This window comes from Pseudomonas putida, assembly GCA_029953615.1.
Classification (GTDB): Bacteria; Pseudomonadota; Gammaproteobacteria; order Pseudomonadales; family Pseudomonadaceae; genus Aquipseudomonas.
The window spans coordinates 4,173,808-4,196,755 of record CP124529.1; the positions used below are offsets into that span (position 1 = coordinate 4,173,808).

Consider the following 22,948-nt stretch of genomic DNA (forward strand, 5'->3'; position numbering starts at 1 on the left):
GGTCAAGGTGTGCGTGAATCCGCCGATACAGGGTGGATGATTTCACTTTTTTCGACTCAAGGCTGGGGGTTTTCCAATGGCTGGCATTCTCGACACGGTAGACCAACGCACGCAACTGGTGGGCGAGAACCGCCTGGAAATCCTGATGTTCCGCCTGGCCGGCCGCCAGCTGTTCGCGATCTGGAACGTGTTCAAGGTGCAGGAAGTGCTGCAGCTGCCCAAGCTGACCCTGATGCCCCAGCGCCACGCTTTTGTCTGCGGGGTGGTCAACCTGCGCGGCCAGACCCTGCCGGTGATCGACCTGTCCCAGGCGATCGGCATGCGACCGCTGCAGCCGGGACCGGACAGCACCATCATCGTCACCGAATACAACCGCTCGGTGCAGGCGTTCCTGGTGGGCGGTGTCGATCGCATCGTCAACATGAACTGGGAGGCGATCATGCCGCCGCCGTCCAGCGCCGGTCGCCAGCATTACCTGACCGCCATCACCAAGGTCGATGACAAGCTGGTGGAGGTGATCGACGTGGAGAAGGTGTTGGCCGAAATCGTGCCGTACAACGCCCGGGTTTCCGGCGACAAGCTCGCTGACCCGGTGCTGGCCCGGGCCCGCGGTCGCGAAGTGCTGCTGGTGGACGATTCCAGCGTGGCCCTGGCGCAATTGCGCGATACGCTGTCCCAGCTGGGCGTGAAGCTGCACGTGGCCAGTGATGGCTTGAAGGCGTTGCGCATGCTCAAGGGCTGGGCCGACGCAGGTGAGAACGTATGCGAGAAATTGCTGATGGTATTCACCGACGCCGAGATGCCGGAAATGGACGGCTACCGGTTGACTACCGAGATCCGTGACGATGCCCGTTTGCGCCAGCTTTACGTGGTGCTGCACACTTCGCTGTCGGGCAGTTTCAACGAGTCGATGGTAAAGAAGGTGGGCTGCGACAACTTCCTGTCCAAGTTCCAGCCCGATCGCCTGGTCGATGTGGTCAAGCAACGCCTGTTGCTGGACGCCGCCACTGCGTGATCCCGGCTCCTGTCGGGTATAAGCTTGGCGTTTTGGCATGACGCGAGGCGGCAGGGATGTTTCTCAGTGAGCTGTATCGGTACCCGGTGAAGTCGGGGCAGGGGCAACGCCTGCAGGCTTCAGCGGTGGGGTTGCTGGGGTTGCAGGGCGACCGGCGCTGGATGGTGGTGGAGGAAGACAACGGACGCTTCCTGACCCAGCGCGCCTGGCCTCAGCTAGGCCAGATCAAGGCAAGCGCTGATGATAGCGGCCAGTTGCTGCTGGAAGCGCCAGGGCAGGCACCCTTGCAGGTTCCTGTGCCACCTGCCGATGACGCCCTGCGTGGCGTGACCATCTGGCGCGATACCCTGCGTGTGCCGGATGCGGGGGATGCGGCGGCGGCCTGGCTGAGCGAGTTGCTGGGCAAGGCCGTGCGGCTGGTGCATTGCCCGGAGCAGCGCGCGCGTTATCTGCCCAATGGCTATGGCCTGAACAGTGACCGTGCGGCGTTCCCCGACGGTTTCCCCTTGCTGCTGATCGGCCAGGGTTCGCTGGACGAGCTCAACCGGCGTGTTGGTCGGCCCATGGAGATGCTGCGTTTTCGGCCCAACCTGGTGGTGCAGGGCGCGGAACCGTTTGCCGAAGATGGCTGGAAGCGGATTCGTATCGGCAGCCTGGAGTTTCGCGTGCTCAAGCCCAGTGTGCGCTGCATCTTTACGACCATCGACCCGGCTACCGGCGAGCGCAGCGAGGACCGTGAGCCGATGGCCACACTGAGGACCTTCCGCGAAAGAGAGGGGGATGTGCTTTTCGGGCAGAACCTGGCGGTGGATGGCAGCGGGTGGTTGGAGGTGGGGATGCCGGTCGAGATTCTGGAATAGGTGGCCCTTTCGCGGGCTTGCCCGCTCCCACAGGTACTGCACCGCATTCAGAACCGGTGCAATACCTGTGGGAGCGGGCAAGCCCGCGAAGAGGCCGGCACAGGCTCAGCGACGATCACATGTCATCGAAGTACCGCTCATGCCAGTCCACCAGCGGCTGCGGCGAGTTCAGCTTCTGCCCATAGATCACCGAATACGACAGCACGTTCTGCACGTACTGGCGCGTTTCGTCGAACGGGATCGACTCCACCCACACATCGAAGCTCAGGTGCTTGGCGCCTTTCAGCCACTGGCGCACCCGCCCCGGCCCGGCGTTGTAGGCCGCCGAAGCCAGCACCCGGTTGCCGTTGAACTGGCTGTGCACCTGGCTCAGGTAGGCCGCGCCCAGCTGTATGTTCTTGTCCGGGTTGAGCACCTGCGCCGGGGACGCCAGCGGAATACTGAACTTGCGCGCGGTTTCCTTGGCCGTGGCCGGCATCAGCTGCATCAGGCCGCTGGCACCCACCGGCGAGCGGGCATCTTCCATGAAGGCGCTTTCCTGGCGGGTAATGGCGAATACCCAGCTCGAATGCAGGCCGCGGACCTTGGCCTCGCGTACCAGGGTGTCGCGGTGGGCCATCGGGAAGCGAATGTCCAGGTCGTCCCAGTACTGCGCCTGGCTGATGGTGCGAATGGCCGGGAAGTACCAGCGCAGGTCGTAGCCCAGGCGCGCCTGGGCGACCATTTCATCGCGGCTGAAGTGGCGACTGACGTGGTACCACTCGCGGCGGCCTTCGACGATCTGGCCGCGCGCGTGGAACTCCAGCGCGCGGCGGATGCCCGGGGTGTTGCGTACCTTGTTGACCAGTTGCGGGCTGAGCACCAGCGGCTTGTTGTTCAGCTGGTATGGGGTCTGTGCCCGGTCGGCAGCGAGGAAACCGTAGAAGTCGCGCTCACGCGCCACGGTCTTGTACAGCAGCGGGATTTGCGGGTTGTTCGGCTGCGCCAGTTCCAGGCTGCGCGCCTGCCAGTACTTCCAGCGGCTGCTGCTGGCCAGGTCCTGGGGCAGGCGGCGGGTCAGCTGGTAGGCGTCCTCCCAGCGGCCCAGGCGCAGCAGCAGGCGCAGGCGCCATTCGCTGACGGTGTTGTCGCGCAGTTCCGGGTCATAGCGGGTCATCAGGTCGAGCGCGCGCGGGTCGTAGCGGCGCGCCAGGGTCAGGCCGATTTCGCGGGCGATGGCCACCTTCTCGTCACGGGAAAAGTGCATGCGCTGGGCGTAGTCGTCGAGCAGCGCCATGGCCCGCTCCGGGTCCTGCCGGGCCAGGCGGCGCAGGCCGAGGCTGACTACGTCGGACATGGCTTCGTTGACCGGGCTGAAACGCGATGGCTGGTTGAGTAGCTCGGGCTTCTGCGCCACATCGACCAGCAGGCGCCCCTGCGGGGCGAGGGTGGTCAGGGTCTTGACCAGGTTGTTGGCCAGGCTGTAGTTGCGCGCCTGGGCCGCCAGCTTGGTGCGTTGCCAGCGTTTGGCCTCGGTCAGCTGGCCTTCGGCCGCCCACATGGCGAACAGGGTGTCGCAGGTGGCCGGCTGCGACTTGCCGACATTCCACAGTTTGTCGGCGGTGGCGTAGCCCTCGGCGCGCAGGCCGTGGCTGAGCTGGTACTGGCCGTTGAGGCAATCCAGTTCGGTGAAGTTGAGCTTGGGGTCGTAGTACTTGACGAAAGTGTCCCATTCGCCGCGTTCGGCCAGCCAGCGCAACCAGCGCAGTTTCATCCAGTTGGCCTGGGGCAGGTCGCCATGCTTGGCGAGGAAGCCTTCGATTTCCTGGTTGCTGGCGGTTTTCAGCCGGGCAGTGAGCTCGTCGTAGGCCAGATAGGGGGTCAGCGGGTAGTCGCTGAGGGCCTGGGCATAGCGCAGGTACGGGCCTTTGTCGCCTTTGGCCAGTGCGCGCTTGGCCTCGTCATAGTACTGGCGTTGCAGGGTAAGGTCGGTGGCCTGCGCCGCGCAGGTGGCGGCGGTGAGCAGCAGGCAGGATGCAATATGTAACAGGCGGCTGCGCATGATACGTCCGGGCAGTTGAACCATGGGGAAGTGACGGCGGAGCCAGCACTGTTGGAAGCTATTGCCTTAGCTTAGCCGTTTGCCGGCGGCGGGTGAAAGCACTGTGCTTGTATCGGGATATTAAGTTCGACCAGATGTCGTAATGCCCTCGCCGGGTGGCCAGGCGGATGCCGTCGTGGGCCAAGTCAGGTAGAATGCGCGCCCGATTTATGGAGACCAACATGACCCTGCTCAAATTCAGCGATGTGTCCCTCGCATTCGGCGCCATGCCGCTGCTGGACAAGGTGTCCTGGCAGATCGCTCGTGGCGAGCGGGTGTGCATCATCGGCCGCAACGGCACCGGCAAGTCGAGCATGCTGCGCCTGGTCAAGGGCGAGCAGAAGGGCGACGACGGCGAAATCTGGCGTGCCCCTGGCCTGAAGATCGGCGAGCTGCCGCAGGAGCTACCGGTGGCCGATGAACGCACGGTGTTCGACGTGGTGGCCGCAGGCCTGGATGGCGTGGGCGAGTTGCTGGCGCAGTTCCATCACCTGAGCCTGAACATCCAGGGTGATGAAGACCTGGAAAAACTCATGCACGTCCAGCACGAGCTGGAAGCCCGTGACGGCTGGCGGCTGCAGCAGGTGGTGGAAAGCACCCTCAGCCGCCTGCAGCTGCCGGCCGACAAGACCCTGGCCGAGCTGTCCGGTGGCTGGCGCCGCCGCGTGCTGCTGGCCCAGGCGCTGGTGTCGGAGCCCGATCTGCTGCTGCTCGACGAGCCGACCAACCACCTGGACATCGGTGCCATCGCCTGGCTTGAAGAGGCGCTGCGTGGCTTCAACGGCGCGGTGCTGTTCATCACCCACGACCGTTCCTTCCTGCAGAACCTGGCCACCCGCATCCTCGAGCTGGACCGCGGCGGCCTGATCGACTGGAATGGCGACTATGCCAGCTTCCTGGTGCACAAGGAGGCCGCGCTGGCTGCCGAGGAAACCGCCAACGCGCTGTTCGACAAGCGCCTGGCCCAGGAAGAAGTGTGGATCCGCCAGGGCATCAAGGCCCGCCGTACCCGCAACGAAGGCCGCGTACGCGCGCTGAAGGCCCTGCGCGTGGAGCGTAGCGAACGCCGCGAGCGCCAGGGCAAGGCCAACATCCAGATCGAGGCTGCGGAAAAGTCCGGCAAGCAGGTCATGGTGCTGGAGAATGTCAGCTTCCATCACCCCGAAGGGCCGGTGCTGGTCAAGGACTTCTCCATGGTCCTGCAGCGTGAGGACCGCATCGGCCTGCTGGGCGCCAACGGTACCGGCAAGACGACCCTGCTCAAGCTGATGCTCGGCGACCTGGAACCGACCGCCGGCAAGGTGGAGCGCGGCACCAAGCTGGAAGTGGCCTATTTCGACCAGATGCGCCACCAGCTCGACCTGGAAAAGACCGTGATCGACAACCTGGCCGAAGGCCGCGATTTCATCGAGATCGACGGCCAGAACCGCCATGTGCTGAGCTACCTGGGTGACTTCCTGTTCAGCCCCCAACGTGCCCGCACGCCGGTCAAGGCGCTGTCGGGTGGCGAGCGGGCGCGGCTGTTGCTGGCAAAACTGTTCAGCAAGCCGGCCAACCTGCTGGTGCTTGACGAACCGACCAACGACCTGGATGTGGAAACCCTCGAGCTGCTCGAGGAGGTACTGTCCAACTACAAGGGCACCGTGTTGATGGTCAGCCACGACCGGGCCTTCCTCGACAACGTGGTGACCAGCACCCTGGTGTTCGAAGGCGAAGGCAAGGTGCGCGAGTACGTCGGTGGTTACGAGGACTGGATCCGCCAGGGGGGCTCACCGAAGCTGCTGGGAGTGACCGAGAGCAAGGGCGGCAAGTCTGCGCTCAACAGCGCGGTGGTGGAGAAGGTCGAGGCCAAGCCGGCGCCAGTGGCTGCTCCGGCGGCGGAAGAGGTTTCGAAGAAAAAGCTCAGCTACAAGCTGCAACGTGAACTGGAAATGCTGCCGGGGCAGATCGACGAGCTGGAGCAGCGCATGGCCGAGGCCCAGGAAGAAGTGAATGCGGCGGGCTTCTATCAGCGGCCGATTGCGGAAACTTCGGCAGTGCTGGCGAAAATCGAGAAGCTGCAGGGTGAGCTGGATGTGCTGGTAGAGCGCTGGGCCGAGCTGGAAGGCTGATCGGCGTTAGCCTGACCCGGCCTCTTCGCGGGCTTGCCCGCTCCCACAGGATCACCACAGCTTTGAAGGCATGTGGAGAACCTGTGGGAGCGGGCAAGCCCGCGAAGAGGCCGGCACAGGTTGAATCATTCCTTCTTCTGCAACCGCACCGCCAGTACATCGCACGGGGCGCCATGCAGCACGTCATTGGCCGTGGAGCCCAGCAGCAACGCCAGGCCGTGACGGCCATGGCTGCCGACCACGATCAGGTCACACTTCTGGTCCTTGGCCAGCTGGTGGATTTCCTGGCGCGGCTGGCCGTAGGTCAGGTGCGAGTCACCGCGATGAATATCCGGGTACTTGTTGAACAGGCGCTCCATGCGCTCCTTGGCCTGGTCGAACTGCTGCTGTTGCAGCTGCGACAGGTCCATCGGCACGTCACCGCCGAACGCCATGGCCATCGGCTCGACGATGTGTACCAGCGAAACCTTGGCATTCGACGGCGCGGCTAGCGCCATGGCGCGTTTGATCACCGGGTCGCATTCTTCGGTCAGGTCGACGGCGACCAACAAATGTTCGTATTGCATGAGCGGAACTCCTGACAATCGCGATAGAAGAAGTATGGTCGCTTTCGGGCGGGTCTTCCGTGAAAAATGGCTAACCAGCTCATTTGCAACGTTTTATGGGAACTACTGATATGACGGTATTGCTGGTGGTGTCAATCCTTGCGCTGATTCTCAGCCCGCTTTCCTGGCTGCGCACCTCGCGCAAGCAGAGTGAGCAGATGAAGCTGCGCCTGGAGGCGCGGCGCATGGGTCTGGCCATGCAGCTGGCGCCGCAACAGTGGCCGCACTGGCTGGAAAAGGAGCCACCAAGCCCGTGCCCGCAATACCACCGGGCACGGCGCCGCGGGCATGAGGACTGCTTCAGCTTCTGGCAGATCACCCCTGGTGTGTGGTGGAACCAGTGGCGTGAACCGTGCGAGGACCCACGCTTCATGGAGGCCCTGGCGCGCTTGCCGGCGAGTGTCTACAAGGTCGAGGCAGATGCCCGGATGATCGCGCTGTACTGGACCGAGCGGGGCGATACGGCTGTGTTGCAGGATGTTGCCTATGTCCTCGAAACCCTGGCCTGACCATCCATCACGTGGCTAAGGGCTGACACCGTTCCCACAGGGCTGCGGCGTCTTCCAGGGCATTAACGACAAAGCGGCGGCCTGGCCGATCCCCTGAAGGGGTGGGGTGCCAGGTCGCCGCTTTGCGTTCTGCTGCGCAGAAAAGGCCAGGCAGGCCGGGTATGCATTCAAGCAAGTGCCAGTGTAGCCGTTCGAGATCACCGCGCAAGGCAGAAGCTGCAGCAGTCTCCTGCGGCTCATGGTCAATCGCCTACATGAATGGCCAGCGATCACCGTCATCATGTTTAGTACCTGGACGCTACAAAATGACCGGAAAGTCGATTTTTCACCGTGCTTGCGAGCATTTGACAATGCCGATCTTTTCGGAGAATGTGTGCACACCCAAATCAAACGGGCGTATGAATTGAGCGTTTGTATGTCATGACGCCAAGCCATACTTCCGACTAGCGCGCTGACGGGTGTGCCTGGGGCAGGGCAGTTGAACCTGCTTTTGCTGCAGCGATCGGCGTGTACAGTTCAGCTTCCATATCGTGGAGATCAGTTGATGATTTACGAAGGTAAAGCCATCACGGTTAAGGCTCTTGAAAGTGGCATCGTCGAGCTCAAGTTCGACCTCAAGGGTGAGTCCGTCAACAAGTTCAACCGCCTGACCCTGAACGAGCTGCGCCAGGCTGTCGATGCCATCCAGGCCGACGCCTCGGTCAAGGGCGTGATCGTCAGCAGTGGCAAGGACGTGTTCATCGTCGGCGCCGACATCACCGAGTTCGTCGACAACTTCAAGCTGCCCGAGGCCGAACTGGTCGCCGGCAACCTGGAAGCCAACCGCATCTTCAACGCCTTCGAAGACCTCGAAGTGCCGACCGTCGCCGCCATCAACGGCATCGCCCTGGGCGGCGGCCTGGAAATGTGCCTGGCCGCCGACTACCGGGTCATGTCCACCAGCGCCAAGATCGGCCTGCCGGAAGTCAAGCTGGGTATCTACCCGGGCTTCGGCGGTACCGTGCGCCTGCCGCGCCTGATCGGTTCGGACAACGCCATCGAATGGATCGCCGCCGGCAAGGAGAACCGCGCCGAAGACGCCCTGAAAGTGGGTGCCGTCGACGCCGTGGTTGCACCTGAACTGCTGATGGCCGGTGCCCTTGACCTGGTCAAGCGCGCCATCAGTGGTGAGCTGGACTACAAGGCCAAGCGCCAGCCCAAGCTGGAAAAGCTCAAGCTCAACGCCATCGAGCAGATGATGGCCTTCGAAACTGCCAAGGGCTTCGTCGCCGGCCAGGCCGGCCCGAACTACCCGGCCCCGGTCGAAGCCATCAAGACCATCCAGAAGGCCGCCAACTTCGGCCGTGACAAGGCTCTGGAAGTTGAAGCCGCAGGCTTCGCCAAGCTGGCCAGAACCTCGGTTGCCCAGAGCCTGATCGGCCTGTTCCTCAACGACCAGGAGCTCAAGCGCAAGGCCAAGGCGCATGATGAAATCGCCCACGACGTGAAGCAGGCTGCCGTGCTCGGCGCCGGCATCATGGGTGGCGGCATCGCCTACCAGTCGGCGGTCAAGGGCACCCCGATCCTGATGAAGGACATCCGCGAGGAAGCCATCCAGCTGGGCCTGAACGAGGCCTCCAAGCTGCTCGGCAACCGCGTCGAGAAGGGCCGCCTGACCCCGGCCAAGATGGCCGAGGCACTCAACGCCATTCGCCCGACCCTGTCCTATGGCGATTTCGCCAATGTCGACATCGTCGTCGAGGCCGTGGTCGAGAACCCGAAAGTCAAGCAGGCCGTGCTGGCCGAAGTGGAAAGCCAGGTGAAGGACGATGCGATCCTCGCTTCCAACACCTCGACCATTTCCATCAACCTGCTGGCCAAGGCGCTCAAACGCCCGGAAAACTTCGTTGGCATGCACTTCTTCAACCCGGTGCACATGATGCCGCTGGTGGAAGTGATCCGTGGCGAAAAGTCCAGTGAGGTGGCGGTCGCTACCACCGTGGCCTACGCCAAGAAAATGGGCAAGAACCCGATCGTGGTCAACGATTGCCCGGGCTTCCTGGTCAACCGCGTGCTGTTCCCGTACTTCGGCGGCTTCGCCAAGCTGGTCAGCGCCGGTGTCGATTTCGTGCGTATCGACAAGGTCATGGAAAAGTTCGGCTGGCCGATGGGCCCAGCGTACCTGATGGACGTGGTCGGCATCGACACCGGCCACCATGGCCGCGACGTGATGGCCGAAGGCTTCCCGGATCGCATGAAGGACGAGCGCCGCTCGGCCGTTGACGCACTGTACGAGGCCAACCGCCTGGGCCAGAAGAACGGCAAGGGCTTCTACGCCTACGAAACCGACAAGCGCGGCAAACCGAAGAAGGTCGCCGACGCCAGCGTGCTCGACGTGCTCAAGCCGATCGTCTTCGAGCAGCGTGAAGTCAGCGACGAGGACATCATCAACTGGATGATGATCCCGCTGTGCCTGGAGACTGTGCGCTGCCTGGAAGACGGCATCGTCGAAACCGCTGCCGAAGCCGACATGGGTCTGGTCTACGGCATTGGCTTCCCTCCCTTCCGCGGTGGTGCGCTGCGCTACATCGACTCGATCGGTGTGGCCGAATTCGTTGCCTTGGCCGATCAGTACGCTGACCTGGGGCCGCTGTACCACCCGACCGCCAAGCTGCGTGAAATGGCCAAGAACGGCCAGCGCTTCTTCAACTGAGCGGTCAACGAGCTAGAGCGAGAGATTTGATATGAGCCTGAATCCAAGAGACGTGGTGATTGTCGACTTCGGTCGCACGCCGATGGGCCGCTCCAAGGGTGGCATGCACCGCAATACCCGCGCCGAAGACATGTCGGCGCACCTGATCAGCAAGCTGCTGGAACGTAACGACAAGGTCGACCCGAAAGAAGTCGAGGACGTGATCTGGGGCTGCGTCAACCAGACTCTCGAACAGGGCTGGAACATCGCCCGCATGGCCTCGCTGATGACCCAGATCCCGCATACCTCCGCGGCGCAGACTGTCAGCCGCCTGTGCGGCTCGTCGATGAGTGCCCTGCACACCGCCGCCCAGGCGATCATGACCGGCAACGGTGATGTGTTCGTGGTCGGTGGCGTGGAGCACATGGGCCACGTCAGCATGATGCATGGCGTCGACCCCAACCCGCACCTGTCCTTGCATGCCGCCAAGGCTTCCGGGATGATGGGCCTGACCGCGGAAATGCTTGGCAAGATGCACGGCATTACCCGTGAGCAGCAGGACCTGTTCGGCCTGCGTTCGCACCAGCTGGCCCACAAGGCCACGGTCGAAGGCAAGTTCAAGGACGAAATCATCCCGATGCAGGGCTATGACGAGAACGGCTTCCTGAAGGTGTTCGATTTCGACGAAACCATTCGCCCGGAAACCACTCTCGAGGGCCTGGCATCGCTGAAGCCGGCGTTCAACCCGAAAGGCGGTACCGTCACTGCCGGTACCTCGTCGCAGATCACCGACGGTGCATCGTGCATGATCGTCATGTCCGGCCAGCGTGCCATGGACCTGGGTATCCAGCCGTTGGCGGTCATCCGTTCCATGGCGGTGGCCGGTGTCGACCCGGCGATCATGGGCTACGGCCCGGTGCCGTCGACCCAGAAGGCCCTCAAGCGTGCCGGCCTGACCATGGCCGACATCGACTTCATCGAGCTCAACGAAGCCTTTGCCGCACAGGCCCTGCCAGTGCTGAAGGACCTGAAAGTGCTCGACAAGATGGATGAGAAGGTTAACCTGCACGGCGGGGCCATTGCCTTGGGCCACCCGTTCGGTTGCTCTGGGGCACGGATTTCCGGCACCCTGCTCAACGTCATGAAGCAGAATGGCGGCACCCTGGGGGTGGCGACCATGTGCGTCGGCCTCGGCCAAGGTATCACCACTGTCTTCGAACGCGTCTGATCGCGTAGCGGGACAGCGACCGGGGCCTTGTGCCCCGGTTTTGTTTTTTTCAGGTTTTATTCAAGAGGGTGGGCAACATGCAGATACAACCAGGCGTGTACCGGCATTACAAAGGGCCTGAGTACCGTGTCTTCAGTGTTGCGCGGCATTCCGAGAGCGAAGAGTGGATGGTGTTCTACCAATGCCTGTATGGTGATTACAGCTTCTGGGTACGACCACTTTCGATGTTCCAGGAGTCCGTCGAGGTTGACGGCGAGCAGGTGCCACGCTTTGCTTTGGTCAAGGCCGAAGAGGGGCTGCCCGGGCTGCTGGGCAAGTCGCACGAGTGAACGTCCGAACTTGACCTCACACTTTTGCCACTATATATAGCGGTGCCGCGTCTGGCACCTGACGCGTTTTTTATCTTCAGATTCAGGAATACTCCGATCCATGGGCAAATCGCTGGTCATTGTGGAATCCCCGGCCAAGGCCAAGACCATCAACAAGTACCTGGGCAACCAGTACGTGGTGAAGTCGAGTATCGGCCATATCCGAGACCTCCCCACCAGCGGTTCGGCCAGCGCCAGCAAAGAGCCAGCCGCCAAGCGTGGCAAGGCCGCGGGTGAGGCTCCGGCCCTGTCGCCGAAAGAAAAGGCCCGCCGCCAGCTGGTGGCACGCATGGGCGTCGACCCCGATCACGGCTGGAAGGCCAAGTACGAGATCCTGCCTGGCAAGGAAAAGGTGATCGAAGAGCTGCGTCGCCTGGCCAAGGATGCCGACACCATCTATCTCGCAACCGACTTGGACCGCGAAGGGGAAGCCATCGCCTGGCACCTGCGCGAGGCCATCGGCGGCGACGACACCCGCTACAAGCGTGTGGTGTTCAACGAAATCACCAAGAAGGCCATTCAGGATGCCTTCTCGCAGCCAGGCGAGCTGGATATCGACCGGGTCAACGCCCAGCAGGCGCGACGCTTCCTCGACCGCGTGGTCGGCTACATGGTTTCGCCGCTGCTGTGGGCCAAGATCGCCCGTGGCCTGTCCGCCGGCCGTGTACAGTCGGTGGCGGTGAAGCTGGTGGTGGAGCGCGAGCGCGAAATCCGGGCGTTCATCCCGGAAGAATACTGGGAAATCCACGCCGACCTCGGCACCGCCAAGAACGCCAAGGTGCGTTTCGAAGTGGCGCGCGAGAAAGGTGAGGCCTTCAAGCCGCTCAACGAAGCGCAGGCCATGGCAGCGCTCGAGAAGCTCAAGGCTTCCAGCTACAGCGTGGTCAAGCGCGAAGACCGCCCGACCAGCAGCAAGCCGTCGGCTCCGTTCATTACCTCCACCCTGCAGCAGGCAGCCAGCAACCGCCTGGGCTTCGGTGTGAAGAAAACCATGATGATGGCCCAACGCTTGTATGAAGCCGGCTACATCACCTACATGCGTACCGACTCGACCAACCTGTCGGCCGACGCCCTGGACATGGCGCGCAGCTACATCGAGCGCGAGTTCGGCAAGCAGTACCTGCCCGAAGCAGCGCTGGTGTACGGCAGCAAGGAAGGCGCCCAGGAGGCGCACGAAGCGATTCGTCCTTCCGACGTGAATACCCACCCGACCAAGCTCAGTGGCATGGAGCGCGACGCCGAGCGCCTGTACGAGCTGATCTGGCGCCAGTTCCTGGCCTGCCAGATGCCGCCGGCGCAGTACCTGTCCACCAGCGTTACCGTGGCCGCAGGCGACTTCGAGCTGCGTGCCAAGGGCCGTATCCTCAAGTTCGACGGTTACACCCGTGTGCTGCCGCAGCAGAGCAAACCGGGCGAAGACGATGTGTTGCCGGAAATGGTCCAGGGTGAAGCGCTGAAGCTGATCCAGATCGACCCGAGCCAGCATTTCACCAAGCCACCGGCGCGTTTCACCGAAGCCAGCCTGGTCAAGGAAATGGAAAAGCGCGGCATCGGCCGCCCGTCGACCTATGCCGCGATCATTTCGACCATTCAGGACCGTGGCTATGTGACCCTGCACAACCGCCGCTTCTATTCCGAGAAGATGGGCGACATCGTCACCGAGCGCCTGTCCGAGAGCTTCTCCAACCTGATGGACTACGGCTTTACCGCCGACATGGAAGAGAACCTCGACGACGTGGCCCAGGGCGAGCGTGACTGGAAGAACGTGCTCGACGAGTTCTACGGCGACTTCAGCAAGAAGCTGCAGACTGCCGAATCCAGCGAAGACGGCATGCGCGCCAACCAGCCGACCATGACCAACATTCCGTGCAAGGAATGTGGCCGGCCGATGATGATCCGCACCGCCTCCACTGGCGTGTTCCTCGGTTGCTCGGGCTACAGCCTGCCGCCGAAAGAGCGCTGCAAGGCCACCGTCAACCTGGTGCCGGGCGACGAAATTGCCGCTGACGACGAGGGCGAATCGGAATCCCGCGTGTTGCTGGGCAAGCACCGCTGCCCGATCTGCGCCACGGCGATGGATGCCTACCTGCTGGATGAGAAGCACAAGCTGCACATCTGCGGTAACAACCCGGATTGCGCCGGCTACGAGATCGAGGAAGGCAATTACCGCATCAAGGGCTATGAAGGGCCGAGCCTGGAGTGCGACAAGTGCGGCAGCGAGATGCAGTTGAAGACTGGCCGTTTCGGCAAGTTCTTCGGTTGCACCAACCCGGCGTGCAAGAACACCCGCAAGCTGCTCAAGAGTGGCGAGGCGGCGCCACCGAAGATGGACAAGGTGGACATGCCGGAGCTCAAGTGCGAGAAGGTCGACGATACCTACGTGTTGCGTGATGGCGCTTCGGGGCTGTTCCTGGCCGCCAGCCAGTTCCCCAAGAACCGCGAAACCCGCGCACCGCTGGTGCTGGAGATCGTGCCGCACAAACACGAGATCGACCCGAAGTACCACTTCCTGTGCGATGCGCCACAGAAGGACCCGGAAGGTCGCCCTGCGGTGATTCGCTACAGCCGCAAGACCAAGGAGCAGTATGTGCAATCCGAGGTTGATGGCAAGCCGACCGGCTGGAAGGCGTTCTATGACGGCAATGCGTGGAAGGTTGAAGACAAGCGCTGATTCTTCAGTGCGCAAGCCGGTTCTTGCATAAGTCTCTGACCTGCGCGGGTCCTTGTAGGAGCGGCCTTGTGTCGCGAAAGGGCTGCAAAGCAGCCCCAGGATTTCAGGGCAGATGCACAAATTGCTGGGGCTGCTTTGCAGCCCTTTCGCGACACAAGGCCGCTCCTACAGTGACCGCGTTAACCGGTCAGGCGGGGCTTGCCGGCGATGGGGCGCAAAGCGGCCCCAATCATTTATGATGCAGCTATCCGCCTCGCAGCCTTAGGGAGGGCACAGAAATGGCCCAGGAACTCTACACCCGCACCAACCAGAAACTGTTCTTCGCCGGCCTTGCCCTCGAGTCCATGGCCAAGGCTGAGCAAAGCCAGGCCATGAATGCCCAGGGCCTGGTCCAGGCCGAACGCGAGGCGGCACTGTTCCACCTGTATGGTGCGCTGCTGGGGTTGTGCCATGAGATCGGTGGCTTCTACCGCCTGCCTGTCGTAGCAACGGTAGAGCAAGCGCTGGCCGACGATGCCCTGAACGGCATCGCCATCCCGGAAGTAGCTGAACTGCTGGAACTGGCGCGCCAGCGCGAAACCTGGCTGGCGCAAATGTTGGGTGCTTATGCCGATTTGTTCCGACCACCGGTCGCGAAGAAAGCAGCGAAAACCGACGTTACCCAGCCACTGATCCAGGCGGTCAATCTCGATGAGAACGAGCATCCGGCGCTGTCGCGCGCCGAACTGGAAAGCTGGCGCAACAACCTCAAGGGCCTGGTGAGGCGTTTCCGTGACGCGTTGAGTGAGTGCTGATAGCCGCTACGGCTGGTACAATGCTGGCCTTTCGCGGAGAACTGCCATTTATGTCTACGTCGTTTCTGGAAATTGTCGAGTTGCCTGATGGCCGCATCGAACTGCGTCGCGCCGAGGATGAGGGCTCTCTGGTAACCCTGGATTTCTCGGAAGACGCCAAGGCGTTCCTGCAGGGTCAGCATGTGGAAGTGGCCAAGGCCATGCTCAGCGTGGGCGTGCAGATGGCCGGTCGCCTGATGGATGGCGAGCTTGAGCATGATGAAGGGCCACGCGTGTTGCACTGAGGTGCAGCAGGGGTATCAGGTTCCATGCAATGACAGGCAAAGCCTGAACATCAGCCAAGGCGGATGTTCAGGCTTTGTGCATTTCCGGCGCTGGCTGCACGCAGCAGTTGCTGGCGTGCAGTGGCGTTGACGTTGCCCAGCCAGCTGACCACGGTGTGGCTGCGGCCCAGGCGCAAGGCTTCGCAAGCCAGTTGAAGCGGGCTTTGATTGCCGCGAGGTTGCAGCAGCAGGATGCGTTCACGGTTAAGCCCGGCATCGCGCAGCCAGGCCTGGGTCAGGCTCGATGGTGGGGCGATCAGGGTCAGCCAGCGGGTCTCGTCCTCTTCGCTCAGCTCGCGTAGCACCGGTGCCAGCAGGCTTTGGCAGTGCCCGGGGGCTCCGCGCAGCGACAGTTCGCTGAACAGCTCGGGCTGGCTGCTCTTGCGCGCCACTTCGCTGGCTTTCAGGCCAGGCAGTACGGGCTGGGCGAGGAATGCTTCGAACAATGGCAACTGGGCTTGCTCGGGTGCGTGAATGAACTGCTGCATGACGCCTCCTGGATCAGCGGCGAATGACGCCGACGCTCAAGCCCTCGATCACCAGCTCCTGCTCTTTCAGGTCAACTTCGATGGGGGCGAATTCGGGGTTCTCGGCAAGCAGCCAAACCTTGCTGCCTTCGCGCTTGAAGCGCTTGACGGTAACTTCGTCGCCGATACGGGCCACGACGATCTGGCCGTTGCGGGCTTCGCGGCAGGTATGCACCGCCAGCAGGTCGCCATCGAAGATGCCGACGTCCTTCATGCTCATGCCGTGTACGCGCAGCAGGTAGTCGGCCTGGGGGTGGAAGAAGTCGGGGTTGATGTTGCAGGATTGCTCGATGTGCTGTTCGGCAAGGATCGGCGCACCGGCCGCAACCCGGCCGATGATCGGCAGGCCGCTTTCTTCGGCCTTGGCTTCGAGACCGGGAATGCGAATGCCACGGGAGGCGCCCGGGGTCATCTCGATCGCGCCCTTGCGGGCGAGGGCCTTGAGGTGCTCCTCGGCGGCGTTGGGCGACTTGAAGCCCAGCTCCTGAGCGATCTCGGCGCGCGTCGGCGGGAAGCCGTTGTCTTCCAGGCAGCGCTTGATGAACGCGAGAATTTCGGCTTGGCGTGGCGTCAGTTTCAACATGATGAGCGCTCTGTCTTTTTGTACAGTGACTGGGATTATATACAGTACTGGATGCGCTGCAAGCCAAAACCTGTAATAAACAGCAGGAATGGCGCTTGCAGCCGCCCGTCTGGCGCTTTTAAATGGCGACCGACCGGTCACCGAGCCTTGACAGAAGCAGGGCTGAAACGTATGTTTCAAACACCTGTTTGTCTGGCGGAGTAGTCGGAGTAGTCATGGCCCAATCGGAAACCGTTGAACGCATTCTCGATGCTGCCGAGCAGCTGTTCGCGGAAAGGGGGTTCGCAGAAACCTCGTTGCGGCTGATTACCAGCAAGGCCGGGGTCAACCTGGCGGCGGTCAACTATCACTTCGGTTCCAAGAAGGCTCTGATCCAGGCAGTGTTCTCGCGCTTCCTCGGGCCATTCTGCGCCAGCCTCGAGCGTGAGCTGGAGCGGCGCCAGGCCAAGCCGGAGCAAAAGCCCAGCCTCGAAGAGCTGCTGGAAATGCTGGTCGAGCAGGCTTTGGTCGTGCAGCCGCGCAGCAACAACGACCTGTCGATCTTCATGCGCCTGCTGGGCCTGGCCTTCAGCCAGAGCCAGGGCCACCTGCGGCGCTATCTGGAAGACATGTACGGCAAGGTGTTCCGCCGCTACATGCTGCTGGTCAACGAGGCCGCACCGCGCATCCCGCCGCTGGAGCTGTTCTGGCGCGTGCACTTCATGCTTGGTGCCGCCGCCTTCAGCATGTCCGGCATCAAGGCCCTGCGTGCGATTGCCGAGACCGATTTCGGCATCAACACCTCGATCGAGCAGGTAATGCGCCTGATGGTGCCGTTCCTGGCTGCGGGCATGCGTGCCGATAGCGGGGTTACCGACGACGCCATGGCCGCCGCACAATTGCGCCCGCGTACCAAGACCAGCGCAAGCGCGACCACCGTCAAGGCCTGAAGGCTGGGCGGGGCAGGGCGCTTCGGCTAAGCTAGCGCCCATGCCTGACCTCGACTTCCTGCACATTTCCCTCGCCGACCAACGCCTCTATGGTTTTGCCCAGGGCCAGCTGCGCGTGCGCCTGCCGGTTTCCACGGCGCGCAACGGCGCCGGCGAGCGCAACGGCTCGGGTTGCACGCCATGTGGCTTGCACCAGGTGCGGGCGAAGATCGGCGCGGGTTTGCCGCTGAATGCGGTATTGGCCGGGCGACGCTGGACCGGCGAGGTGTGGTCGCCGGCCATGAATGCGCAATACCCCGGCCGGGACTGGATCCTCACCCGCATCCTCTGGCTCAGTGGCTGTGAGCCGGGTGTCAACCGCCTGGGCGCGGTCGATACCTTCCGCCGCTATATCTACTTGCACGGCACCACCGGATACGGAACCCATGGGCGTAGCGCTGTCCCATGGTTGCATACGCCTGCGCAATACCGATTTGCTAAGCCTGTTCGAGCAGGTGCCGGCCCATTGCCCGGTACGCATCGAGCAGGCCGCCTGCCCCCAGTGGGCTTCTCTCAGTCTTCAATGAAGGATTAACTATGACTGTCAGCCTGCAAGGCTCCCTGATGGTGGATATCGCCGGTAAATGGCTGACCGCCGAAGACCGTCACCTGTTGCGCCAGCCTGAAGTGGCCGGCCTGATCATCTTTGCCCGCAACATCGACAGCCCGCGCCAGGTGCGTGAGCTGTGCGCGTCGATCCGCGCCATCCGCCCCGACCTGATCCTGGCGGTGGACCAGGAGGGCGGCCGCGTGCAGCGCCTGCGCCAGGGTTTTGTGCGCCTGCCGGCCATGCGTGCTCTGGCCGACAATGACAACGCCGAGTACCTGGCCGAGCAGTGCGGTTGGCTGATGGCGACCGAGGTGCTGGCGGTTGGCCTGGACCTCAGCTTTGCCCCGGTACTCGACCTGGACCACCAGCGCAGCGCCGTGGTGGGCAGCCGCGCCTTCGAAGGTGACCCGCTGCGCGCCACGCACCTGGCCGGGGCGTTCATCCGTGGCATGAATGCGGCGGGCATGGCGGCCTGTGGCAAACACTTCCCGGGGCATGGCTGGGCCGAGGCGGACTCGCATGTGGCCATCCCCACCGATGAGCGCAGCCTCGAACAGCTGCGCCAGGCTGACCTGGTGCCGTTCACCCGCCTGAGCGGGCAATTGGCAGCAGTGATGCCGGCGCATGTCATCTATCCGCAGGTCGACAACCAGCCGGCTGGTTTCTCGCGCCGTTGGCTGCAGGACATCTTGCGTGGTGAGCTGGGCTTTGACGGGGTGATCTTCAGTGATGACCTGTCGATGGCCGGTGCACATGTCGTCGGGGATGCGGCCAGCCGGATCGAAGCGGCGTTGAGCGCTGGTTGTGACATGGGCCTGGTCTGCAACGACCGGGCGGCGGCGGAGCTGGCGCTGAGTGCGGCGCAGCGGATGAAGGTAAAGCCGTCGCCGCGGATTGCGCGGATGCGTGGGCAAGGGTTTGCGCGGACGGATTATCGCCAGCAGCCACGGTGGCTGGAGGCGTTGGGGGCGTTGCGGGAGGCGCAGCTGGTCGATTGACCGCGCCGACCTTTTCGCGGGCGCGCCCGCTCCCACAGGTGCAGCGCTGGTTTCGAAATTAGTGTTGTACCTGTGCCGGCCTCTTCGCGGGTAAACCCGCTCCCACAGGTACGGCACCGCCCTTGAGGGCTCTGATATCCCTGTGGGAGCGGGCGTGCCCGCGAAGAGGCCGGTACAGGCAGCGAAGGCTTCCGGGTTACCGCCCGCGCTTCCCGGGCAGCGGTGCAAACAGCGCTTCGATCTCTTCATCCCCCAGCCGCCATTGCCCGGCCTGCCCGCCATCGAGCAGGCTCGCCGCAAGCGCCGCCTTCTCCTGCTGCAACAGCTGGATCTTCTCCTCCACCGTCCCCCGGGTGATCAGCTTGAACACGAACACCGGCTTGTCCTGGCCAATGCGGTAGGCGCGGTCGGTGGCCTGGTTTTCGCTGGCCGGGTTCCACCAAGGGTCGAAGTGGATCACCGTGTCTGCGGCTGTCAGGTTCAAGCCCACGCCGCCCGCCTTGAGGCTGATCAGGAACACTTCGCTGTCACCCTGCTGGAACTGCTGCACGGGCGTGCGCCGGTCGCGGGTGTCGCCGGTCAGCAGGCTGTAGCGGATCTTGCGTTTCTCCAGCTCCTGCTCGATCAACGCCAGCATCGAGGTGAACTGCGAGAACAACAGCACCCGGCGCCCTTCGCTGAGCAGCTCTTCGAGCATTTCCAGTAGCGCGCCCAGTTTGCCCTTGTCGGCCTGGTTGCCTTTGCTTTCCACCCCTTTGACCAGGCGCAGGTCGCAGCACACCTGGCGCAGCTTGAGCAGGGCGTCGAGGATGACGATCTGGCTGCGCGCGGCGCCATTGCGGGCGATTTCGTCGCGGACTTTCTTGTCCATGGCCACCCGCACGGCCTCGTAGGTGTCACGCTGGGCATCGCTAAGCTCGACCCAGTGCACCATCTCGGTCTTGGCCGGCAGCTCGGTGGCCACCTGCTCCTTGGTGCGGCGCAGCAGGAACGGGCGGATGCGGCTGGCCAGGTGGGTCATGCGCTCGCTATCGCCGTGGCGCTCGATCGGTGTGCGGTAGTCCTGGTTGAAGCGCTTCAGGTCACCCAGCCAGCCAGGCATGAGGAAGTGGAAAATCGACCACAGCTCGCCCAGGTTGTTTTCCATTGGCGTGCCGGTCAGGCAGACGCGCTGATTGGACCGCAGTTCGTAGACGGCGAGGGCGGCCTTGCTGGTGCTGCTCTTGATGTTCTGCGCCTCGTCCAGCACCAGCACATGCCAGGGCTGGGCGCGCAGGTGCTCGAGGTCGCGCGGCACCAGGGCATAGGTGGTGAGGACCAGGTCGTATTCGTGCAGTTTGGTGAAATGCTTGCTGCGTCCCGGTCCCTGCAGGGCCAGCACGCGCAGCTCGGGGGCGAAGCGCTGGGCTTCGTCCAGCCAGTTGGGCACCAGGCTGGTCGGCATTACCGCCAGGGCCGGTGCGTTCAGGCGCCCGGCCTGTTTCTCCAGCAGCAGGTGTGCCAGGGCCTGCAGGGTCTTGCCCAGGCCCATGTCGTCGCCAAGGATGCCGCCAGTACCCATCTCACGCAGCGCCTGCAGCCAGTTCAGGCCTTGTTGCTGGTACGGGCGCAGGCTGGCCTGTAGCCCCGTCGGCGGTTCTACCTGCAGGTCTCGGGCATCGCGCAGGCGGCGGCCCAGGTCGCGCACATGCTCGCCACCCTCCCAGTGCAGGGGCAGGCCTTCGATGTCGTTCAGGCGTGCAGCATCGGCACGGTCCAGGCGCAGGGACGGGCCTGCGGCGTCTTCGTGCAGGTACAGCTCGCCCAGGGTGCCCATCACTGCCTTGATACGGCCATAGGGCAAGGCAACGCGCAGGGCCGGGGCATCGAGGCGGCCGCGGTTAAGGTCGATCAGCAGGTGCTCGTCGTCACTGCGCCGGGCCAGTTCGCTGGGGCGCAGCAGTTCCGGGTTGCTGCGCAGCAGTTGCAGCACGATCGGCAGCAGGCTGTGGCGCTGGCCATCGACCACGATGCCCAGTTCCAGGTCGAACCATTCATGGCCGGGCGCTTCGTCGATGGTGGCGTACCAGTCGTCCACCTCCTGCAGGTTGAAGGCGAAGTCACGGTGGATGTCGATGTGCCAACCGGCTTCGCGCAGGCGCGGCAGGCCCTCGCGGGCAAAGCGCAGCCAGGCTTCGTCATCGGGCAGCTGGAGCATTTCGCCGGCGCTGTCAGGCAGTGCCTTGCTCTGCCGGGTGGCGGCCTTGAAACCGAGGTCGCGCAGCACCTTGCGCAGTGCCTGCTCGGCCTGGGGTTGGCGGCGGATGCGCTGGCAGGTGTCGCCGACCAGGCGGGTCAGCGGCTTGTCGTCGCTGCCGCTGGTACGCAGGCCGTCGTAATCGAATGCCAGTGCGGCACGGTGTTGCATCTGCCGTTGCATGCGGCCGGTCTTGGGCATGTAGGCGCTGAACTCGAGACTGCCCAGGGTCAAGTACGGGCTGGGCTGCAGGTCGTCAACGAGTTGTTCGTCCAGTGTGGTCGGCGTAGGAAGTTGGTGGTTCAAGGCGTTGAGCTTGTGGCTGAGGGGCACGACAAGATGTTCCGGAACGTCAGGAGCGATGGTCAGTTGCAGGGCAATATGCGGATCGAGGCTGTGCTCGAGCTTGCCTACCACGCTGCCGGTGTAATCGAAATAGTAAAGTGGCAGCAGCGCAATCACGCAGTTCAGCGGCGTTTCACCGTGGTACCAGATGCCCCGATAGTGACCATTGTCCAGCCGTACCCAGCGGAACTCGGCCGCAAGCGTAGGGCCCTCGCGCAGCAGGGGCTTGTTTTCGTCATAGAGCATGCGGCCGGTATCCAGTGCGCGCTGGAACAGCTCACCGCCTTCCCGACCTTTGAGCTGGTAGCCGCGGTCCTGGCTGCCGGCCTGATTGAGTGCCGAGAGCAGGCGCAAGATGCGAATATCGTCTTCCTTGACGAAGCGCGGGGGTTCGTAAAGGAAATCGTAGAGTGACTGCACACGGCTATAGCGCAGCCCCTGGTCTTCGCGTGTGCCTTTGCGTACCCGCAGCGCGCAGCCGGGCTCGTCGGTCAGCATGAGTTGGTAGCAAACCATGCGCCCGCGTTTGTCTTGGGTTTCGGCAGGCTCCTGCGCAGGCTGTTCGAGACCTTTCAGCCAGCGCTGCAGGTTGGCCGGCAGTGCGTCACCGTCACTTTTCGCCGTTGCCTGTTGTTCGCTCAGGACAAACAGCGCGGCGGCGCAATGCTTGCAGTTGTGCCCCACGGGGCAACTGCACTGGCCGCGTACATGGCAGCGGCCAGCCAGGGCGGTGAGGGTGATCTTCTGCCGATAAGTGCTGCCCTCGCTGCCACGACAGCTGGCTTCGATGAGCGCGCCGGTGCAGTATTCGATCTTTACCCGGTCTTCCCGGGCATAACGCTCGCCGCGTTGCAGGACCGGGCCGGTGAACGACTGGGTCCAGTTCGGGTACTCGCGCAGCAACTGGAGAGCGTCACGGCTCATTACATCACTGCTCCATCATCTCCGGGTCCATCATCGGCATTTTCGGCGTGCCCGGTGGCGTCACCTTCAGCAGTACGGCCAGGTGCCCGCCGTCGAGGAAGGTCAGCTGGCCGCCCTTGACGTTGCTGTTGCTCTGCTTGAACTGTTCGCTTTGCAGCACGCTGCCATTGCCGTCCAGCTGGTTGACCCAGAAGTTGGCTTCGACCGCGATGAAGCGGCCCTCGGCGATGCTGAGGTTGCCTTCGATGGGGAAGTGGCCGAACTGCTCGGCGCCTTCGCCCAGGGCGATGCGGCTAGGCTCGCTGCCCACTTGCTGCTGCCAGGCCTTGTGCAGCAGCACGGTGTAGTCGGCGGTGGCTTCCAGGCGGGTGGCTTCGTCTTCCAGCGCCAGACGGCGCTCGGCGTCCTTTGCCAGGCGTGGAGCGCCGGCGCTCCAGTCTTCAGGGGCGAACGGGCTGGTAAAGGCGGGCACGCTGTTCTGCCGCACAAGGATCATTTCTACCTGATACAGGCCTTCGGCGAAGGCGGCCGGGGCGAACAGCGCCAGCAGCAGGGTCAGGCAACGGATGGCACGCATGGATC

The 22,948-nt window shown here is 63.3% G+C and carries 18 protein-coding genes and 1 pseudogene; 13 read left to right on the forward strand and 6 right to left on the reverse strand.

The features are described 5' to 3' along the window. Positions 1–76: 76 nt before the first annotated feature. Together QIY50_19160 and QIY50_19165 are read left to right on the forward strand one after the other, a co-directional pair. The gene (locus QIY50_19160; protein ID WGV19464.1) at positions 77–1,015 is read left to right on the forward strand and encodes a chemotaxis protein CheV; all 939 of its coding nucleotides are present in this window, start codon (positions 77–79) and stop codon (positions 1,013–1,015) included. A 56-nt stretch (positions 1,016–1,071) separates the two neighbouring features. Further along, positions 1,072–1,875: an MOSC domain-containing protein gene (locus tag QIY50_19165; protein ID WGV19465.1), complete on the forward strand. Its 804-nt coding sequence runs from the start codon at positions 1,072–1,074 to the stop codon at positions 1,873–1,875. A 115-nt stretch (positions 1,876–1,990) separates the two neighbouring features. Here the strand turns inward: QIY50_19165 and QIY50_19170 are convergent, their stop codons facing one another. After that, positions 1,991–3,916, reverse strand: coding sequence for a transglycosylase SLT domain-containing protein (locus QIY50_19170; protein ID WGV19466.1), 1,926 nt, complete (start codon positions 3,914–3,916; stop codon positions 1,991–1,993). Positions 3,917–4,137: 221 nt separating this feature from the next. On the opposite strand from QIY50_19170, the gene QIY50_19175 reads away from it, so the two are divergent. Next, a complete protein-coding gene (locus QIY50_19175) occupies positions 4,138–6,066 on the forward strand; it encodes an ATP-binding cassette domain-containing protein (protein WGV19467.1) in 1,929 nt (642 codons plus the stop codon). A 125-nt stretch (positions 6,067–6,191) separates the two neighbouring features. Here the strand turns inward: QIY50_19175 and QIY50_19180 are convergent, their stop codons facing one another. Beyond that, on the reverse strand, positions 6,192–6,632 hold the full coding sequence (locus tag QIY50_19180) for a universal stress protein (protein ID WGV19468.1): 441 nt from the start codon (positions 6,630–6,632) through the stop codon (positions 6,192–6,194). A gap of 110 nt (positions 6,633–6,742) precedes the next feature. Here QIY50_19180 and QIY50_19185 point away from each other — a divergent pair, with 110 nt between their 5' ends. The 7 genes from QIY50_19185 to QIY50_19215 all read left to right on the forward strand — a co-directional run bounded on the left by QIY50_19185 (position 6,743) and on the right by QIY50_19215 (position 15,196). Continuing rightward, entirely contained in the window at positions 6,743–7,180 is a 438-nt protein-coding gene (locus tag QIY50_19185) for a hypothetical protein (protein WGV19469.1), read from the forward strand. A gap of 544 nt (positions 7,181–7,724) precedes the next feature. Next, positions 7,725–9,872: a fatty acid oxidation complex subunit alpha FadB gene (fadB, locus tag QIY50_19190; GenBank protein ID WGV19470.1), complete on the forward strand. Its 2,148-nt coding sequence runs from the start codon at positions 7,725–7,727 to the stop codon at positions 9,870–9,872. A gap of 31 nt (positions 9,873–9,903) precedes the next feature. Next, positions 9,904–11,079, forward strand: a complete 1,176-nt coding sequence (gene fadA / locus QIY50_19195; protein ID WGV19471.1) for an acetyl-CoA C-acyltransferase FadA — start codon at positions 9,904–9,906, stop codon at positions 11,077–11,079. A gap of 77 nt (positions 11,080–11,156) precedes the next feature. After that, on the forward strand, positions 11,157–11,408 hold the full coding sequence (locus tag QIY50_19200; GenBank protein WGV19472.1) for a DUF1653 domain-containing protein: 252 nt from the start codon (positions 11,157–11,159) through the stop codon (positions 11,406–11,408). A gap of 100 nt (positions 11,409–11,508) precedes the next feature. Beyond that, on the forward strand, positions 11,509–14,118 hold the full coding sequence (gene topA, locus QIY50_19205) for a type I DNA topoisomerase (GenBank protein WGV19473.1): 2,610 nt from the start codon (positions 11,509–11,511) through the stop codon (positions 14,116–14,118). A gap of 278 nt (positions 14,119–14,396) precedes the next feature. After that, the gene (locus QIY50_19210) at positions 14,397–14,912 is read left to right on the forward strand and encodes a PasA protein (GenBank protein WGV19474.1); all 516 of its coding nucleotides are present in this window, start codon (positions 14,397–14,399) and stop codon (positions 14,910–14,912) included. Positions 14,913–14,962: 50 nt separating this feature from the next. Then, the gene (locus QIY50_19215; GenBank protein WGV19475.1) at positions 14,963–15,196 is read left to right on the forward strand and encodes a hypothetical protein; all 234 of its coding nucleotides are present in this window, start codon (positions 14,963–14,965) and stop codon (positions 15,194–15,196) included. A 50-nt stretch (positions 15,197–15,246) separates the two neighbouring features. Here QIY50_19215 and sulA read toward each other — a convergent pair whose 3' ends face one another. Both sulA and lexA read right to left on the reverse strand, forming a co-directional pair. Then, complete coding sequence (gene sulA, locus QIY50_19220) at positions 15,247–15,723, reverse strand: SOS-induced cell division inhibitor SulA (protein ID WGV19476.1); 477 nt, start codon at positions 15,721–15,723, stop codon at positions 15,247–15,249. Positions 15,724–15,736: 13 nt separating this feature from the next. Next, positions 15,737–16,345 carry a transcriptional repressor LexA gene (gene lexA, locus QIY50_19225; GenBank protein WGV19477.1) on the reverse strand — a complete coding sequence of 203 codons (609 nt, stop codon included), beginning with the start codon at positions 16,343–16,345 and terminating at the stop codon, positions 15,737–15,739. Positions 16,346–16,560: 215 nt separating this feature from the next. Between lexA and QIY50_19230 the strand changes: the two genes are divergently transcribed. The 3 genes and pseudogenes from QIY50_19230 to nagZ all read left to right on the forward strand — a co-directional run bounded on the left by QIY50_19230 (position 16,561) and on the right by nagZ (position 18,861). Continuing rightward, positions 16,561–17,274 carry a TetR/AcrR family transcriptional regulator gene (locus tag QIY50_19230; protein ID WGV19478.1) on the forward strand — a complete coding sequence of 238 codons (714 nt, stop codon included), beginning with the start codon at positions 16,561–16,563 and terminating at the stop codon, positions 17,272–17,274. A 40-nt stretch (positions 17,275–17,314) separates the two neighbouring features. Continuing rightward, positions 17,315–17,840 (forward strand): annotated as a pseudogene (locus QIY50_19235) (L,D-transpeptidase). Between the two features lie 22 nt (positions 17,841–17,862). Next, the gene (nagZ, locus tag QIY50_19240) at positions 17,863–18,861 is read left to right on the forward strand and encodes a beta-N-acetylhexosaminidase (GenBank protein WGV23093.1); all 999 of its coding nucleotides are present in this window, start codon (positions 17,863–17,865) and stop codon (positions 18,859–18,861) included. A 196-nt stretch (positions 18,862–19,057) separates the two neighbouring features. Here the strand turns inward: nagZ and QIY50_19245 are convergent, their stop codons facing one another. Together QIY50_19245 and QIY50_19250 are read right to left on the reverse strand one after the other, a co-directional pair. Next, on the reverse strand, positions 19,058–22,366 hold the full coding sequence (locus QIY50_19245; GenBank protein WGV19479.1) for a DEAD/DEAH box helicase: 3,309 nt from the start codon (positions 22,364–22,366) through the stop codon (positions 19,058–19,060). A 4-nt stretch (positions 22,367–22,370) separates the two neighbouring features. After that, a complete protein-coding gene (locus QIY50_19250; protein ID WGV19480.1) occupies positions 22,371–22,943 on the reverse strand; it encodes a CsiV family protein in 573 nt (190 codons plus the stop codon). Positions 22,944–22,948: the final 5 nt, after the last annotated feature.

Excerpts from the sequence above, each read along its gene's own strand:
- QIY50_19160 (WGV19464.1), top strand. The coding sequence starts at position 77 with ATGGCTGGCATTCTCGACACGGTAGACCAACGCACGCAACTGGTGGGC.
- QIY50_19165 (WGV19465.1), top strand. The coding sequence starts at position 1,072 with ATGTTTCTCAGTGAGCTGTATCGGTACCCGGTGAAGTCGGGGCAGGGG.
- QIY50_19170 (WGV19466.1), bottom strand. The coding sequence starts at position 3,916 with ATGCGCAGCCGCCTGTTACATATTGCATCCTGCCTGCTGCTCACCGCC.
- QIY50_19175 (WGV19467.1), top strand. The coding sequence starts at position 4,138 with ATGACCCTGCTCAAATTCAGCGATGTGTCCCTCGCATTCGGCGCCATG.
- QIY50_19180 (WGV19468.1), bottom strand. The coding sequence starts at position 6,632 with ATGCAATACGAACATTTGTTGGTCGCCGTCGACCTGACCGAAGAATGC.
- QIY50_19185 (WGV19469.1), top strand. The coding sequence starts at position 6,743 with ATGACGGTATTGCTGGTGGTGTCAATCCTTGCGCTGATTCTCAGCCCG.
- fadB (WGV19470.1), top strand. The coding sequence starts at position 7,725 with ATGATTTACGAAGGTAAAGCCATCACGGTTAAGGCTCTTGAAAGTGGC.
- fadA (WGV19471.1), top strand. The coding sequence starts at position 9,904 with ATGAGCCTGAATCCAAGAGACGTGGTGATTGTCGACTTCGGTCGCACG.
- QIY50_19200 (WGV19472.1), top strand. The coding sequence starts at position 11,157 with ATGCAGATACAACCAGGCGTGTACCGGCATTACAAAGGGCCTGAGTAC.
- topA (WGV19473.1), top strand. The coding sequence starts at position 11,509 with ATGGGCAAATCGCTGGTCATTGTGGAATCCCCGGCCAAGGCCAAGACC.
- QIY50_19210 (WGV19474.1), top strand. The coding sequence starts at position 14,397 with ATGGCCCAGGAACTCTACACCCGCACCAACCAGAAACTGTTCTTCGCC.
- QIY50_19215 (WGV19475.1), top strand. The coding sequence starts at position 14,963 with ATGTCTACGTCGTTTCTGGAAATTGTCGAGTTGCCTGATGGCCGCATC.
- sulA (WGV19476.1), bottom strand. The coding sequence starts at position 15,723 with ATGCAGCAGTTCATTCACGCACCCGAGCAAGCCCAGTTGCCATTGTTC.
- lexA (WGV19477.1), bottom strand. The coding sequence starts at position 16,345 with ATGTTGAAACTGACGCCACGCCAAGCCGAAATTCTCGCGTTCATCAAG.
- QIY50_19230 (WGV19478.1), top strand. The coding sequence starts at position 16,561 with ATGGCCCAATCGGAAACCGTTGAACGCATTCTCGATGCTGCCGAGCAG.
- QIY50_19245 (WGV19479.1), bottom strand. The coding sequence starts at position 22,366 with ATGAGCCGTGACGCTCTCCAGTTGCTGCGCGAGTACCCGAACTGGACC.
- QIY50_19250 (WGV19480.1), bottom strand. The coding sequence starts at position 22,943 with ATGCGTGCCATCCGTTGCCTGACCCTGCTGCTGGCGCTGTTCGCCCCG.